The sequence below is a fragment of the Limosilactobacillus gastricus DSM 16045 genome (assembly GCF_001434365.1).
Lineage (GTDB): Bacteria > Bacillota > Bacilli > Lactobacillales > Lactobacillaceae > Limosilactobacillus > Limosilactobacillus gastricus.
Map to the genome: position 1 here is coordinate 31183 of NZ_AZFN01000012.1, position 14840 is coordinate 46022.

The 14840-nt window shown below is 44.2% G+C and carries 15 protein-coding genes; all 15 read left to right on the forward strand.

Annotated features, from left to right (window positions below):
- Positions 1 to 51: 51 nt before the first annotated feature.
- The 15 genes from ribD (at position 52) to FC60_RS05225 (ending at position 14707) form a co-directional block, all read left to right on the forward strand.
- A complete protein-coding gene (ribD, locus tag FC60_RS05155; RefSeq protein ID WP_056937375.1) occupies positions 52 to 1116 on the forward strand; it encodes a bifunctional diaminohydroxyphosphoribosylaminopyrimidine deaminase/5-amino-6-(5-phosphoribosylamino)uracil reductase RibD in 1065 nt (354 codons plus the stop codon).
- A complete protein-coding gene (locus FC60_RS05160) occupies positions 1101 to 1709 on the forward strand; it encodes a riboflavin synthase (protein WP_056937376.1) in 609 nt (202 codons plus the stop codon). Before ribD ends, FC60_RS05160 begins: the two co-directional genes overlap by 16 nt.
- Positions 1699 to 2874: a GTP cyclohydrolase II gene (ribA, locus tag FC60_RS05165; protein WP_056937377.1), complete on the forward strand. Its 1176-nt coding sequence runs from the start codon at positions 1699 to 1701 to the stop codon at positions 2872 to 2874. Before FC60_RS05160 ends, ribA begins: the two co-directional genes overlap by 11 nt.
- Positions 2875 to 2885: 11 nt before the next feature.
- Complete coding sequence (gene ribH, locus FC60_RS05170; protein ID WP_056937378.1) at positions 2886 to 3350, forward strand: 6,7-dimethyl-8-ribityllumazine synthase; 465 nt, start codon at positions 2886 to 2888, stop codon at positions 3348 to 3350.
- A gap of 172 nt (positions 3351 to 3522) precedes the next feature.
- A complete protein-coding gene (locus FC60_RS05175) occupies positions 3523 to 4986 on the forward strand; it encodes an ABC transporter substrate-binding protein/permease (RefSeq protein WP_056937379.1) in 1464 nt (487 codons plus the stop codon).
- 9 nt (positions 4987 to 4995) lie between these two features.
- Positions 4996 to 5739, forward strand: a complete 744-nt coding sequence (locus FC60_RS05180) for an amino acid ABC transporter ATP-binding protein (protein WP_056937380.1) — start codon at positions 4996 to 4998, stop codon at positions 5737 to 5739.
- A 255-nt stretch (positions 5740 to 5994) separates the two neighbouring features.
- Positions 5995 to 7347, forward strand: coding sequence for an amino acid permease (locus FC60_RS05185; protein ID WP_056937381.1), 1353 nt, complete (start codon positions 5995 to 5997; stop codon positions 7345 to 7347).
- Positions 7348 to 7746: 399 nt separating this feature from the next.
- Positions 7747 to 8949, forward strand: coding sequence for a NupC/NupG family nucleoside CNT transporter (locus FC60_RS05190; RefSeq protein WP_007122274.1), 1203 nt, complete (start codon positions 7747 to 7749; stop codon positions 8947 to 8949).
- Between the two features lie 124 nt (positions 8950 to 9073).
- Positions 9074 to 9988, forward strand: a complete 915-nt coding sequence (rihC, locus tag FC60_RS05195; protein WP_056937382.1) for a ribonucleoside hydrolase RihC — start codon at positions 9074 to 9076, stop codon at positions 9986 to 9988.
- A 64-nt stretch (positions 9989 to 10052) separates the two neighbouring features.
- Entirely contained in the window at positions 10053 to 10790 is a 738-nt protein-coding gene (rsmG, locus tag FC60_RS05200; protein ID WP_056937411.1) for a 16S rRNA (guanine(527)-N(7))-methyltransferase RsmG, read from the forward strand.
- 10 nt (positions 10791 to 10800) lie between these two features.
- Positions 10801 to 11754 (forward strand): ParB/RepB/Spo0J family partition protein, encoded by a 954-nt coding sequence (locus tag FC60_RS05205; protein WP_056937383.1) that lies wholly within the window; start codon positions 10801 to 10803, stop codon positions 11752 to 11754.
- Positions 11751 to 12575: a ParB/RepB/Spo0J family partition protein gene (locus FC60_RS05210; protein WP_056937384.1), complete on the forward strand. Its 825-nt coding sequence runs from the start codon at positions 11751 to 11753 to the stop codon at positions 12573 to 12575. Before FC60_RS05205 ends, FC60_RS05210 begins: the two co-directional genes overlap by 4 nt.
- A gap of 15 nt (positions 12576 to 12590) precedes the next feature.
- Positions 12591 to 12785 carry a DUF951 domain-containing protein gene (locus FC60_RS05215; RefSeq protein ID WP_056937385.1) on the forward strand — a complete coding sequence of 65 codons (195 nt, stop codon included), beginning with the start codon at positions 12591 to 12593 and terminating at the stop codon, positions 12783 to 12785.
- 26 nt (positions 12786 to 12811) lie between these two features.
- On the forward strand, positions 12812 to 13909 hold the full coding sequence (ychF, locus tag FC60_RS05220) for a redox-regulated ATPase YchF (protein ID WP_056937386.1): 1098 nt from the start codon (positions 12812 to 12814) through the stop codon (positions 13907 to 13909).
- Positions 13910 to 13927: 18 nt separating this feature from the next.
- The gene (locus FC60_RS05225; RefSeq protein ID WP_056937387.1) at positions 13928 to 14707 is read left to right on the forward strand and encodes a DUF1129 family protein; all 780 of its coding nucleotides are present in this window, start codon (positions 13928 to 13930) and stop codon (positions 14705 to 14707) included.
- The last annotated feature ends 133 nt before the right edge of the window (positions 14708 to 14840 follow it).

Sequence of the window (14840 nt, forward strand, 5' to 3'; positions counted from 1 at the left end):
GACCTCGAAGAATTTTCTTCGAGGTTTTTTTGTTTGAAAAGAGGCGATTAAATGAACGATCAAGCATGGATGGAACGGGCTCTGACAGCTGCTCAGCGAGGCGGTCTAGCGACTTGGCAAAATCCCCAAGTGGGGGCGGTTCTAGTTAAAGATGATCACTTATTGGCGGTTGGCTATCATCATCGTTATGGCGATTATCATGCCGAACGCGATGCCTTAAGCCAGGTAACTCCTGATCAAGCTCGAGGTGGAACCCTCTATGTGACTTTGGAACCCTGTAATCACTCGGGAAAGCAACCACCCTGCAGTCATCTGATTGTGGACTACGGGATTAAACGGGTGGTGGTAGGGCAACTAGATCCTCATCAAATTGTGGCAGGAAAAGGTGTCCAGTATTTACGCGACCATGGGATCCAGGTAACGATCGGGGTTCTTGAACAGGAAGCCCGAGCCATTAATCCCCACTATAACTTTTTCTTCACTCATCAGCGGCCGTGGATAGCGCTTAAACAGGCCGTCACCTTAGATGGGAAAGTGGCCTTGGGGAATGGAGAACGGACAGCCATCACCAATCAAGCAGTCTATGACTGGGTGCATCAAGAGCGGGCTCACTATCAAGCGATCCTTGTGGGAAGTCAAACCGTTTTAACCGACAACCCAACCCTAGGGACTACTGCCAAGTTGGAACACCAACCGTGGCGGGTGATCATGGACCGGCGCGGGCGCTTATTTGAACAAGCGCACCTAAAAATCTGGCAGGCCACGGTTTATCCCACCCTCGTTTATACGGAGACGCCAACTTCCTTAGCTTTCCCTGGTGTTGAGATTAAGCAATTAGCGGAAGTGACGCCCAAAACGGTCGTTGATGATCTTGCTCAGCAAGGCCTGCAATCGCTATATGTTGAAGGGGGACCGCAAATTCATAATGCCTTTTATCAGGCAGATTTGTGGGATGAAAGCATCACTTACCTTAGCCCTAAACTTATTGGGGGTCAGGGGGTCACGGCCTTTTCTGGACCTGAACCAGGTCGGCTAATGGAATTAGTAAATGTCGAAGTACAGAAATTGGGATCAGATTTACGAATACGAGGAGAACGAAAATGTTTACCGGATTAATTGAAGGAATGGGGACAATCAAAGCAATTGAGCGAGTAGATGAAACTATTACTATGCAAATTGCTGCCCCAGCGGAGCTATTAGCGACTTATCAGATTGGTGATTCGATGGCGATTGATGGGACTTGTCTGACGGCCGTCCAAAAAACCGTCAATGCGATGACGGTGGAGCTGATGCCCGCAACTTATGAACGAACAAGTTTTAAGAATCGAAAAGTTGGTGATCAGGTAAATCTGGAACGGGCGCTCGCTGCTAACGGACGGTTTGAAGGACATCTGGTCTCAGGACACGTAGATTTTGTATCACAACTGGTGAAGCGGCAAGTACACGATAATGCCCTGGAATTAACTTTTTCAATTGATGATCCATATGCTGAGCAGATTATTTCTCAAGGTTCCGTCGCCATTAATGGGGTTAGTTTGACCGTGATGGCTAGCGACGGTTATCAATTCACAATCGGCTTAATTCCCCATACGCAGGGAAAAACTAATTTAGCATCATTAACAGTCGGCGATCAGGTCAATATTGAGACTGATTTGATGGGGAAGTATTTAATCAATCATTTGAACAGGAGAAAAGAAAATGGATGTTAAGAAATTTCAAGCCGCTTTAACCCACTTAAAAGCGGGCGGATTAGTTATTGTGACCGATGATGAAAGCCGGAAATCAGAAGGCGATTTAGTCGGTTTGGGTGCAGTGGTGACTCCTGGGAAAGTTAACTTTATGACTAAGTATGCCCGGGGCTTAATGTGTGCGCCGGTCGGCCCAGAAATCGCCCAGCGGTTAGCCTTACCACAAATGACCGCTGATAATACCGATCCGTTTGGAACGGCTTTTACTCTTTCGGTTGATCATCGGACAACGACGACCGGGATCTCGGCCTATGATCGAGCAGCGACAATTAAAGCCTTAGCAGATCCGCAAAGTCAACCAGCTGATTTTTATCGACCGGGGCATATCTTCCCGTTGACCGCTCAAAAAGATGGGGTATTGTCGCGGGACGGGCATACGGAGGCGGCCGTTGACCTAGCGCGGTTGGTAGGGTTGACACCGGTGGCTTATATCTGTGAAATCTTACAAGAAGATGGTCACATGGCCCGCCGGCCACGCCTAGTTGAGATGGCGGATGAATATGGGTTACCCTTGCTAACCGTTGCCGATATTAAAACTTATCGGCGTTTGCAGGTTAGTGATGAATTAACGCCTGTCAAGCTTCCTACTGCCTATGGTGATTTTAAATTAGTCCCTTTTCCTGATGAAACCTTAGCCTTAACTAAAGGGAACTGGACGGTTGATGAACCAGTCTTAGTGCGTTTGCATTCTGAATGCTTAACTGGTGATGTATTCGGTTCGGAGCGTTGTGATTGTGGTCCCCAGTTACATGCGGCAATGCAAAAGGTAACTGAAGTTGGACAAGGCGCTATAATTTATCTCCGTCAAGAAGGTCGGGGCATCGGCCTCTTGAATAAATTAAAGGCTTATCACTTGCAAGGAAACGGTTTGGACACTGTTGAAGCAAATCAAGCGCTGGGCTTTGCTGAAGACGAACGCGATTATCAAGAAGCCGCCCAAATTTTACGGCATTTAGGCATTACTAAGGTCCGGTTGATGACTAATAATCCTGATAAGATTGAACAGTTAAGGGCTGCAGGGATTGAAGTAGTAGAACGCGTGCCTTTAGAGCTTCCGCCAACAGCGGCAAATCGCCGGTATTTGAAAACTAAGCAAGAAAAACTACAACACTATTTACATCTATAAGGAGCAAACTTATGACGATTTATGAAGGACACTTTAATGACCAAGATTATCGAATTGCCATTGTAATTTCTCGCTTTAATGAAGCGATTACCACACGACTCTTAGATGGCGCCGTTGATAATTTAGTACGCCATGGAGTAGCAAAAGACCGAATCGATGTGTATTGGGTGCCGGGAGCTTATGAAATTCCCTTTATGGCGAAGAAAGCGGTGCAATCCGAACGCTATGATGGTTTAGTAACCCTAGGTGCAGTGATTCGTGGTGAAACCTCACACTATGATTTAGTGACGAATGGGGTGGCCAATGGGGTCTTAGAATTGAATATAACCAGTCCAATTCCCGTCACCTTTGGGGTAGTCACTACGGAAAACGTTGATCAAGCCATGCAACGTTCCGGTGTCAAAGCAGGAAATAAGGGTTATGATACGGCCCAAGCCTTACTCGAGATGATTTCTTTAAGCCGTCAATTGGATTAATTTCACGGTAGAAAGGAATTAATAAAAGAAAGTTAAATTGTGAATGTAATTAAGATAATTTAATTTAATCGAGAATTTACTTTGAATAACATTAAAAAATCTTAAGCACTTTTAATTAGCTGTCTCCGAGGATTATGATATAAAGCAACTTTATTATTTCCAGGGGGATACAATGAAAAAGCGTTTATTTAAATTAATGTGCGCTAGTTTGCTGACCGTTGCCGGGCTTGTGCTTGGCCTCGTTAGCTTCAATTCGGCGACGCCAGCGCATGCGGATGAAGAGACCTACACAATTGGGACGGTGGATAGTTTTGTGCCATTTGAAATTCCAAACAACAAGGGAACTTATAATGGCAAAAATCCTGGGATCGAAATCGAAATGCTGCAACAGATCGCAAAGCATGAACACTTTAAATATAACCTCCGGGTTATGACTTTCGATGCCATGTTGCAAGCTTTAGATGCGAACCAAATTCAAGCGGCTTTTGGGGGCATGAGTGTCACGGATGAACGGAAAGCCAAGATCGACTTCACCACTTCTTACTACAATTCTGGGGTCGTTATGGCCGTAGCTAAAAATAGTAAAATTACCAGCCTAAGCCAATTACGAGGCAAGACGGTTGACTTAAAGTCGGGGACGAGTGGTGCGGAATATGCTACGTCCATTCAAAAGAAATATGGTTTTAAAGTTAAGTACTTTAAGTCTGATAACACCCTCTTTAGTGATGTGGTGAATGGAAATGGGGCCGCAACCTTTAATGATGAGCCGGTTTTGCGTTATGGGATCCGGAATGGGATGAAACTTAAAATCGTGACGAAGGCCGCCAACTCAACCCCAGTGGCCATGGGGGTTAAAAAAGGTGAAAACCAAGAACTCTTAACGAAACTCAATGATGGGATCGCCTGGTTGAAGAAGACGGGGCGGATGCAAAAAATCATCAATAAGTATACCAAGGGTAGTGCTACCAAGACGGACTCGGCTAGTCAACGGACGATTTGGGCCTTAATCAAAAATAATGCGGGAGCCTTAGCCGATGGCCTTTGGATGACGATTGAATTAACGGTTGTCGGTTCGATTTGTGCCATGGTCTTCGGCCTTTTGCTAGGGATCATGGGAATTACTGACGGGAAGCTTTGGAGTAGTATTTCCAGCATCATTATTTATATCTTCCGGGGAATTCCGATGATTGTCCTGGCCTTCTTTATCTATATTGGTTTGCCAGCAGTGATTGGGCAAAAGATTCCGCTATTCGTGGCGGGGGTCTTAACCCTAATGCTGGATGAAGGGGCCTACGTAGGGGCGATTGTTAAAGGTGGTTTCCAAGCGGTTGATCGCGGTCAATGGGAAGCAGCCCGGAGTTTAGGTCTGCCCTACTACAAAGCCTTGGTTAAGGTCGTGGCTCCACAAGGGATTAAGATTATGGTGCCATCTTTAGTTAACCAATTGATTATTACCTTGAAAGACACGTCAATCCTTTCTGCCATTGGGGTGATGGAATTGACCCAAACGGGGACGGTTATTATTTCCCGGAATTTGGAAGGATTTAAGATGTGGTTAATTATTGCGACGATGTATGTCATTATTATTACCGTCTTAACCTGGTTATCTAACTATGTGCAAAGAAAGATGAGGTAAGCTAGTTTTATGGATAATCAATACAAAATTGAAGTTACCGATTTGCATAAGAGTTACGGTGACAACGAAGTTTTAAAGGGCATTAGCCTGCAAGTGAAACCCAGCGAAGTAGTCTGCATGATCGGCCCATCTGGTTCGGGGAAAAGTACCTTTTTGCGGTGCTTGAATAAATTGGAAGCCCCGGATAGTGGTCACATCATTATTGATGGTTATGATATTGCTGATCCCAAGACAAATATTGATTTGGTTCGGCAAAATATCGGGATGGTTTTCCAACATTTCAATTTATTCCCCAATATGTCGGTGCTGGAAAACATTACCTTAGCCCCAGTGCAGTTAAAGAAGATGACCAAAGAAGAAGCCAAAACGGCTGCTTTAAAATACCTGGAAATGGTTGGTTTGTCGGATAAGGCGGATGCTAATCCAACTAGCTTATCCGGGGGGCAAAAGCAACGGGTGGCTATTGCGCGTGCCCTGGCAATGAAGCCGGATGTGATGCTGTTTGATGAACCCACTAGTGCTCTGGATCCAGAAATGGTTGGGGACGTCTTAGAAGTCATGCAAGAATTAGCTCGTGAGGGGATGACGATGGTGATCGTGACTCACGAAATGGGCTTTGCCAAGCGGGTTGCTGATCGGGTTATTTTCTTCCATGACGGGGTGATTCGAGAAGAAGGAACCCCGGAAGAAATCTTTGATCATCCGCAACATCCTGATACCCAAAACTTCTTGGAAAAGGTTTTAAACGCCTAGATTTGACATATAGCTTTGGAAAAGTATAATAAATATTTGGAATTAATTGACTAGTTTAACAGAGACCTTGTCAGGAGCTGAAAAGACAAGACTAGTTTATGGCTAATTAAATGGGTGGTTCCGATATCAACCAAGAGGTGAATTAAGCTTAATTAATTCATAAAAATGGGTGGAACCGCGTTATTGACGTCCCTGGTAGCGATGCCAGTGGCGTCTTTTATTTTGGTTTCATTAAGCAAGGAGAAGGAGAATCTCATGGAAGAACAAGAACAGAAGTTATCACGATCGTTGAAGAGTCGGCATATTACAATGATCGCGATCGGCGGGGCGATTGGGACCGGGCTTTTCTTAGGGTCTGGGTCAGCTATTCGGACTGCCGGGCCTTCAATCATTTTGACCTATTTGATTGTGGGAATATTTTGTTTCTTTATGATGCGAGCACTTGGAGAATTGCTTTTATCAGATACAAGTAAGCATTCCTTTATTGATTTGGTGCGTGATTATTTAGGGGAACAGTTTGAATTTATTGCGGGTTGGACCTATTGGTCGTGTTGGCTTAGCTTAGCTATGGCTGATTTAACGGCGACGGGAATATATTTACAGTATTGGTCTCCGTCACTACCCCAATGGGTCGGGCCGTTGGTCATCATTGTCTTGTTAATGTTAATCAATATGATTAACGTTGGTTGGTTTGGTGAGTTTGAAAGTTGGTTCTCGGCCATTAAGGTGATAGCCATTGTTGCCTTAATTGTGGTCGGAATTGTGATGATTATTTTGCACACGAAGGTTTCGACCGGCTATACTTCATTAACTAATCTCTATTCGCATGGAGGTTTTTTCCCGTTTGGTTTTGGTGGTTTCTTAACCTCATTTCAAATGGTGGTCTTTGCTTTTGTCGGCATTGAAATGGTTGGTTTAACCGCTGGTGAAACCCGAAATCCTCAAAAAGATATTCCCAAGGCAATTAACTCCTTACCAATCCGGATTGGACTCTTTTACATTGGAGCGATGACGGCGATTATGGCCATCTATCCATGGAACCAAATTAAGACAACTTCCAGTCCCTTCGTGCAAGTCTTTGCTGGAATCGGGGTTGCGGGGGCCGCAGGAATCTTAAATTTCGTTGTCTTAACTTCAGCGATGTCGGCGACGAATAGTGCCATCTTTTCAACGAGCCGTTCCTTATATGCTTTAGCAGAGAACCATCAGGCTCCTAAACAGTATGCTAAGTTAAGTAACAAGGCGGTTCCCAACCGGGCGCTGCAAGTTTCGTCCCTAATCTTATTTATCGTGGTCATTTTAAATTACATTATGCCATCTGGGATTTTTAATATTATCTCCGGGGTATCAACGATTAACTTTGTCTTTGTATGGCTAATCATTTTATGGACTCACCTTGCTTATCGCCGAGTTCATCCAGAAGGGGTGGCGGGTTTTTCAATGCCTTGGTATCCATACACTAGTTGGGCAACGATTATTTTCTTTATTTTTGTTTTGATCATCTTACTATTCATTCCATCAACGCGACCATCATTAATTATTTCGATTATTTTCTTTATCGTCTTATTTATTGGCTACTATGCCTTACAGCGCCGAAAGAAAAATTAGGATATAGTTGGTCAAAGTAAGCGTTTTCAGATATAATATAGGTGTGGAAGGACTTGATCGTTACTTGTCCTAATTGAATATGGTTGTACCATATTCACCCCCACATCAACCTATCCAAGAGTCAGAAGGCTATTCCGTCATTAATCATTAGATTACCCTCTCCAAATGATGATTGAACGACGAAAGAAAAGTTGTAGCGGCATAGTCTTTCCATTCAAGTAAGCGGCCATTGCGTGCAATGGCCGTTTTTAGTTAGGACAAAAAACGCGAACATTAAATTGAAATTAGAAAAATTAGTTAAGATTTTACCTAGAGTTATCTTTACTTTTTCTTAATAAATGATAGTATTTAGAGAGGTAAACTACCAAATACCAAGACTAAAAGGAGTATAGATATCTTATGTATTTAGCAATAAATGTCCTTGGCTTGATTGTCTTTTTGGCAATTGGGTTCATTTTCTCAAAGGACCGCAAGCACATTAATTGGAAGGCGATTGCGATCATGGTGGTTTTGAACCTGATTTTGGCATGGTTCTTAACAAGTTCTGCTGCTGGGCGGGCCGGCGTTAAAGCGGCCGCTGATGGATTTACTTGGATTGTTGATATTTCAGCGAAGGGGACTGTGTTCGCCCTTGGTGATTGGTACAATACCAAGAACCTGAACTTTATTTGTTCCTCCCTAATGCCAATCTTAATGATTGTGCCAATGTTTGATATCTTGACTTACTTTGGTATCTTACCTTGGATCATTAAGTGGATTGGTCGCGGGTTGTCATTCTTAACTGGTCAAGCTAAGTTTGAGTCATTCTTTGCCGTAGAAATGATGTTTCTGGGGAACACGGAAGTGCTGGCTATTTCAGGTATGCAATTGCGGAAGATGAGTAAGGAACGGAACCTCTCGATTGCAATGATGTCGATGAGTTGTGTGACAGCTTCCATTCTAGGTTCTTATATTCAAATGATGCCGGGACAATTTATTTTGACGGCGGTGCCAATTAATATTGTGAATGCTTTGATCTGTACTAGTTTACTCAATCCGGTTCACATCACCCCAGAAGAAGATACCATCGAAAAAGTTGGTAATACTGATGATGGGAAGAAAGAACCATTCTTTAGTTACTTGGGGGATTCAATTTTAGGTGCTGGTCGGTTAATTTTAATCATTATCGCTAACGTCATTGCATTCGTGGCTCTGGCTGGTTTGATTGATGCAATCCTTGGCTTGTTCTGGAAGCAACTTTCCCTAGAAAGTATTCTTGGGGTTGTTATGTTCCCATTCTCATGGTTAATGGGCCTAAATCCACATGATGCTTGGATTCTTTCCCAAAACATGGGCTTGAAGTTGGTGACGAATGAATTCGTGGTAATGGGGGAAGTGACGAAAGTAATTGGTCAATATCCAGCACACTTGAAGGCGGTTTTCACGGTCTTTATGACTTCATTTGCTAACTTCTCAACCCTAGGGATGGTCATGGGGGCTTTCAAGGGCTTAGTTGGTCAAGAAGATAATGATTACATTGCCAAGAACTTTGCTTACATGCTACTTTCAGGGGTCTTAGTATCCCTCTTGTCAGCAGCATTTGTTGGACTCTTTGTTTGGTAAACAGTTTAAATAGATCTGAATCCTAGTTGCTTGATTCGGATTACACAGTAAACGGCTAGGATTTATCCTAGCCGTTTTTTGTCAAATGACGATATATAAAAGAATATAAATGAGGTGAAAAATCATGACTATAAAAATTATTATGGATACCGACCCCGGAATTGATGATGCTGCTGCTTTAGCCATGGCCTTGAATAATCCAGAGATTGACCTGAAATTAATTACCGCTGTGGCGGGAAACGTGACTGTTGATAAAACGACCGCTAACGCTTTAAAGATTGTGCACTTTTTCAAAAAGGATGTTCCAGTCGCTGCTGGAGCGGCGCAACCATTAATCAAGCCTTTTGAAGATGCCGCACGGATTCATGGCGAATCGGGGATGCCGGGTTATGATTTTGGTGACGACTATGGGCAACCAATTGCGAAACCAGCAGTGGAAGCCTTACATGATGCCATTATGGCCGAAGACGAGATTACCTTGGTACCAACAGGGTCCTATACGAATATCGCCTTGCTACTGGCGGAATACCCAGAGGTAAAGAGTCATATTAAACAAATCGTTGCCATGGGTGGTTCTATTTCTGGTGGAAATATGACCAGTGTCGCTGAATTTAATGTTTTTACTGATCCGGACGCGGCGTCGATTATGTATCAATCGGGAATTCCGATTGTGACGGTGGGCCTTGATGTTACCTTGAAGGCGCTCTTAACGCCGGCAACACAAGCCAAGCTTTTATCATTAGGTGAAACTGGCAAAATGCTCCATGGCTTGATCACCCACTATAATGATGGGGATAATGAGCAGGGTCATCCAATGCACGACGTTAACACGATTTTCTACTTGCTACATCCGGAGGTGTTCACCACGAAAGATTTGTGGATTGATATTCAAACTAGCGGTCCAGCAATTGGTGCGATGGTAGCTGATGTTCGGGGTGCTTATCACAATGGTCAAACTAATGCCAAGGTATGTGTGGATATTGACGCTGAACAATTCAATCAATGGTTCATTGAACAGGTGGAAAAGATTGAATTATAAGCCTTTTTAAGGTAAAGTTAAATGGTGATGTGAAACATAAATGTTTCACGGAAAGGAACCATTAATGACGCCAGAAGAATTTCGCCAAAGCCTTCTTGACCAAGGTATCACGGTCACTGATCAGCAGTTAGCACAATTTGATTACTACTATCATTTTTTAGTGGAAACCAACGAGCATGTCAATTTAACGGCCATTACTGATCGCGAAGAAGTGTACTTAAAACATTTCTATGATTCAATACTCGGGGCAATTGCGCAACCTAAATTACAAACTGAAGCATGGACTTTGTGTGATATCGGAGCCGGTGCAGGTTTTCCTTCCTTGCCGTTAAAGATCTTGTTTCCACAATTAAAGGTCACCATTGTGGATTCATTAAATAAACGGATCAAGTTCTTACAGGACTTATGTGATCAGTTAGGCTTAACCGAGGTCACCTTAGTGCATGACCGGGCGGAAACTTTTAGTGCTAAAAATAGTCCTTATCGGGAACAGTATGATTTGGTGATGGCACGGGCGGTAGCGCGCTTGGTGGTGCTCAGCGAACTATGTTTGCCAGCTGTCAAAGTTGGTGGACAATTTGTGGCCTATAAGGCAACGGCGGCTCAAGATGAATTGCAAGTAGCCCAGGGGGCGATTAATAAGCTGGGTGGTCAATTAACCGACGTTAAAACCCTGAGTTTACCAAGTCAACCAGCCGAAGAGCGTAATTTTATCTTAGTTAATAAAGTAGCCGCAACTCCTAGTAAGTATCCGCGGCGACCGGGTGTGCCGAATAAAAAACCGTTAGTGAATGTGAAGTAGAGGTTGGGGAATGGCATTTTCAATTTTTAATTTAGGTAAAGATGATGAACATGTTAAAAATCAAGTGGTGGAAGTGCCTTTAAAAGACATTGTGCCCAATCGCTATCAACCACGGAAAGTGTTTGACCGCCAGGCAATTGAGGAGTTGGCGCAAACGATTCAAGAACACGGTCTATTACAGCCGATCATTGTTCGCGAATATGAAGCCGGCAAGTATGAGATCATCGCCGGGGAACGGCGCTTTCGAGCTATGACTTCCCTAAATTGGGCAACGGCCCCAGCGATTGTCGAAAAGATGTCGGATGAGGAAACGGCTTCCTTGGCCTTGATTGAAAATTTACAACGTTCCAATTTAAGCCCGGTGGAAGAGGCCCAAGCTTATCGAAAGTTAATGGATCTGAATCATTTGACGCAACGAACCCTGGCAGAAGGTATGGGGAAGAGTCAGTCATTTGTGGCGAATAAACTACGCTTGTTACAATTAGCCGAACCCGTTCAAACGGCCATTTTAAATCACCAGATTACGGAACGGCATGGGCGGGCCCTTCTGAATTTAAAGCAGGTAGATCAAGCCGCCATGCTGGCTGAAGTCATTAGTCATGAGTGGACGGTACGCCAAACAGAAGATGCGGTGGCGGCTAAACTTGGTCAACCACTGCCGTCGGTAATTCGCGCCCGTAAGCAACGGGAGATTTATGGGATTGGCGCTGATGAGTCGGCGGATGTGACGGCAACGACCGAAGATCCTAAAGTAAATCCAAAGAAAAAAAGTACCCGTCGTGCCAATAAGCATGCTCCCAAAATTACTAATGCTCAAAGTGCTGCTAAAGCAATTCAAGCGGCCGTTGATAATCTAAAGGGAACGGGCTATCATACCGAAGTCACGACTCAAGACACCGAGAATGGGGTTCAAGTGATCATTCAAGTTGTTGATCAACCACGGAAACGGGGGCGCCAATCGTGAGCCAGCATGAAGCGGAACGTGTGGTTCAATTACCCTTAAGTCAAATTCGCCCCAATCCCTATCAACCGCGGCATATATTTGATGAGAAAGCCCTAACGGAATTAGCGACTTCGATTCAAACGACAGGGATTTTTCAGCCGATTATTGTTCGTCAACCGGATCTAGCCTTGGCGCGTTATGAAATCATTGCCGGGGAACGGCGATTTCGGGCAACTCAACTTGCGGGCTTAACTACGATTCCAGCGATTGTCCGCGCCCTTGATGATCGCCAGATGATGGAAGTGGCGGTGCTGGAAAATCTTCAACGGGAAAATTTATCGCCAATTGAAGAGGCGCAAGCCTATCAAACTTTGATGGAGCGACTAGATTTAACCCAAGCTCAAGTGGCCCATTTATTAGGGAAAAGTCGGCCTTACATTGCTAATTACTTACGCCTCTTGGGACTTCCAGAAACGGTTAAACAACTAGTTAGTAAACAGGAACTGTCCATGGGGCAAGCCCGGACGCTGTTAGGCTTGAAGAAGCGTTCGCAAATTACCCGCGTTGCTAAAAAAGTGGTCCAAGAGGGATTAACGGTTCGTCAGTTGGAACAATTAGTTGCTAAACTAAATGGTGAACGTCCAACCAAGCCCAAAGCCAAGACCGTGGAGACCTTTTCTCCTTATGCTCGCGAGTTGCAAAATCAACTGGAAAGTCATTTAGGGACGAAGGTTAATTTTTCAACTAATGATCAGTTGGATCACGGGAAAATCGAAATTTCATACCAGTCAGCGGCTGAATTAGAGCGGATTTTAACCGTTTTAGGAATAAGTCTAGATTAAGTTGGAGGAATGATAATGGCTGAATACGCATTACACGATCTCGTTATGATGAAGAAGCAACATCCCTGTGGAACGAATCGGTGGGAGATCATTCGGGTTGGTGCAGATATTAAAATTCAATGTACTGGCTGTGACCATATCGTCATGATGAGTCGGCATGACTTTGATAAACGCATGAAAAAGGTTCTTGAGCATGCACCGGAGAATTAAGTAGGAGAAGAGGAGAAAGACAGACTATGGCTTTAACAGCTGGAATCGTTGGTTTACCCAATGTTGGGAAGTCAACTTTATTTAATGCAATTACTAAAGCAGGAGCCGAAATGGCCAATTACCCTTTTGCAACGATTGATCCCAACGTTGGGATGGTGGAAGTGCCCGATGATCGTTTAGCCCGGATTGACGAGTTAATCCCAGCAAAAAAGATTGTTCCGACGACTTTTGAATTTACTGATATTGCGGGGATTGTTAAAGGAGCCAGCAAAGGTGAAGGACTCGGAAACAAGTTCTTAGAAAATATTCGTCAAACAGATGCGATCGTACATGTGGTGCGGGCCTTTGACGATGATGACATCACTCATGTGACGGGGAAAGTTGATCCCATTGATGATATTGATACCATTAATCTTGAACTCATCATGGCAGACTTAGACTCGGTTAACAATCGCTTAAGCAAAGTTCAACGGGCAGCCAAGGGACGTGATAAGGATGCCTTAGCTGAGCTCGCGGTCTTAGAAAAGATCAAACCAGTCTTAGAAGCTGGGCAGAGTGCGCGTACGATTGATTTTAGTGATGAAGAACAACCAATTGTGAAGGGTTTATTCTTATTAACGACCAAGCCGGTGCTTTATGTGGCCAATGTGGCTGAAGACGACATGGCTGATCCAGAAAGTAATCCTTATATTGCTCAGATCCGTGAACACGTTCAAAATGAAAGTGAAGTGATCGGAATTGCTGCCGCCGCCGAAGAAGAGATTGCGGAGATGGATGATGATGAAAAAGCGGACTTCCTTGAAATGGAAGGGGTCACTGAGCCGGGACTAAACCGGTTGATCCGGGCAGCTTATAAATTGTTGGGCCTGGAAACCTTCTTCACGGCTGGGGGCAAAGAAACTCGGGCTTGGACTTACCGTAAGGGAACCAAGGCTCCGCAGGCTGCTGGGATCATTCACTCTGACTTTGAACGGGGCTTTATTCGCGCTGAGGTGATGAGTTTTGAGGATTTAGACCAATATGGTTCGCCAGCGGCGGTTAAAGAAGCCGGTCGTTTACGACTCGAAGGAAAAGACTACGTCATGCAAGATGGCGATATTGTGGAATTCCGGTTTAATGTATAGAATAAGGGAGAAAAATTGATGGCAGAACAACCACGAAATGCGGCGGCAGGTGAAAAACAACGCCAATATAAGAAAACGGAAGTTAAGTTGATTGCCGACCAATTTGAACAGGCTGGCTTAACCCGTAAGAATATCGACTACATGATCCAATTAAATAAGCAATTGGATCTGCAAGGAGCGGATCCCGATGCTAAAGCAACCATGTTAGAGCAAACCGTCGTGAAGTTGACGGAATCCCAAAAACAAGGTACGACCGCCCGGACATTACTAGGGACGCCAACTGAATATGCGGATCAACTAATTCATCCGGCCCCTTCACCCAAACAAGTTGAGCGTTCGGCATCAGGCTTGTTAGCGATTGATAATGCTTTAATGTTCTTTGCAATCTTCACGGTTATGTTTGGGATCATGGGACTCTCACAACCGAAGTCCCTAGCTTCTAGTAATGGAAATGCCGGAATTATTTCCATCTTAATTGTTTCAATTGTTGGTGGTTTATTGTTTGGCTATATGACTCGCTTGCTGACTAGTACCAAAGACCCGAAAACGGGCAAACGGACCGGGTATCCACTTTGGTTACGGGCCCTTTTGGTTGTGGTGGCCTTCGTAGTCTGGGTTGCCATTTATGGGCTTTCCGCCTTTATTCCAAAGACAATCAATCCAGTTTTAAACGGATGGGTATACATTGTCTTAGCAGTGGTCGCCTTCTTTGGCGATATGTACTTCCGACGGCGCTACAACGTCGTGGGGGGCTTCATGGGACGACCGGCTAACCAGGGACAGAACCAACGTAAATAATTCTTGAGGATGGTAGGTGCCTAGACCAGGCAAATACCGTCCTTTTTAGTAATTTCCGAACATTAAACTAAAATTTTGATTAGAAATTCGAAAATAGTTGACCTTTCCTTATAAATTGAGTATTGTATGTAAC

Excerpts from the sequence above, each read along its gene's own strand:
- FC60_RS05215 (WP_056937385.1), top strand. The coding sequence starts at position 12,591 with ATGGCTGAATACGCATTACACGATCTCGTTATGATGAAGAAGCAACAT.
- rsmG (WP_056937411.1), top strand. The coding sequence starts at position 10,053 with ATGACGCCAGAAGAATTTCGCCAAAGCCTTCTTGACCAAGGTATCACG.
- rihC (WP_056937382.1), top strand. The coding sequence starts at position 9,074 with ATGACTATAAAAATTATTATGGATACCGACCCCGGAATTGATGATGCT.
- FC60_RS05185 (WP_056937381.1), top strand. The coding sequence starts at position 5,995 with ATGGAAGAACAAGAACAGAAGTTATCACGATCGTTGAAGAGTCGGCAT.
- ribH (WP_056937378.1), top strand. The coding sequence starts at position 2,886 with ATGACGATTTATGAAGGACACTTTAATGACCAAGATTATCGAATTGCC.
- FC60_RS05175 (WP_056937379.1), top strand. The coding sequence starts at position 3,523 with ATGAAAAAGCGTTTATTTAAATTAATGTGCGCTAGTTTGCTGACCGTT.
- FC60_RS05190 (WP_007122274.1), top strand. The coding sequence starts at position 7,747 with ATGTATTTAGCAATAAATGTCCTTGGCTTGATTGTCTTTTTGGCAATT.
- FC60_RS05160 (WP_056937376.1), top strand. The coding sequence starts at position 1,101 with ATGTTTACCGGATTAATTGAAGGAATGGGGACAATCAAAGCAATTGAG.
- FC60_RS05205 (WP_056937383.1), top strand. The coding sequence starts at position 10,801 with ATGGCATTTTCAATTTTTAATTTAGGTAAAGATGATGAACATGTTAAA.
- ychF (WP_056937386.1), top strand. The coding sequence starts at position 12,812 with ATGGCTTTAACAGCTGGAATCGTTGGTTTACCCAATGTTGGGAAGTCA.
- ribD (WP_056937375.1), top strand. The coding sequence starts at position 52 with ATGAACGATCAAGCATGGATGGAACGGGCTCTGACAGCTGCTCAGCGA.
- FC60_RS05225 (WP_056937387.1), top strand. The coding sequence starts at position 13,928 with ATGGCAGAACAACCACGAAATGCGGCGGCAGGTGAAAAACAACGCCAA.
- FC60_RS05180 (WP_056937380.1), top strand. The coding sequence starts at position 4,996 with ATGGATAATCAATACAAAATTGAAGTTACCGATTTGCATAAGAGTTAC.
- ribA (WP_056937377.1), top strand. The coding sequence starts at position 1,699 with ATGGATGTTAAGAAATTTCAAGCCGCTTTAACCCACTTAAAAGCGGGC.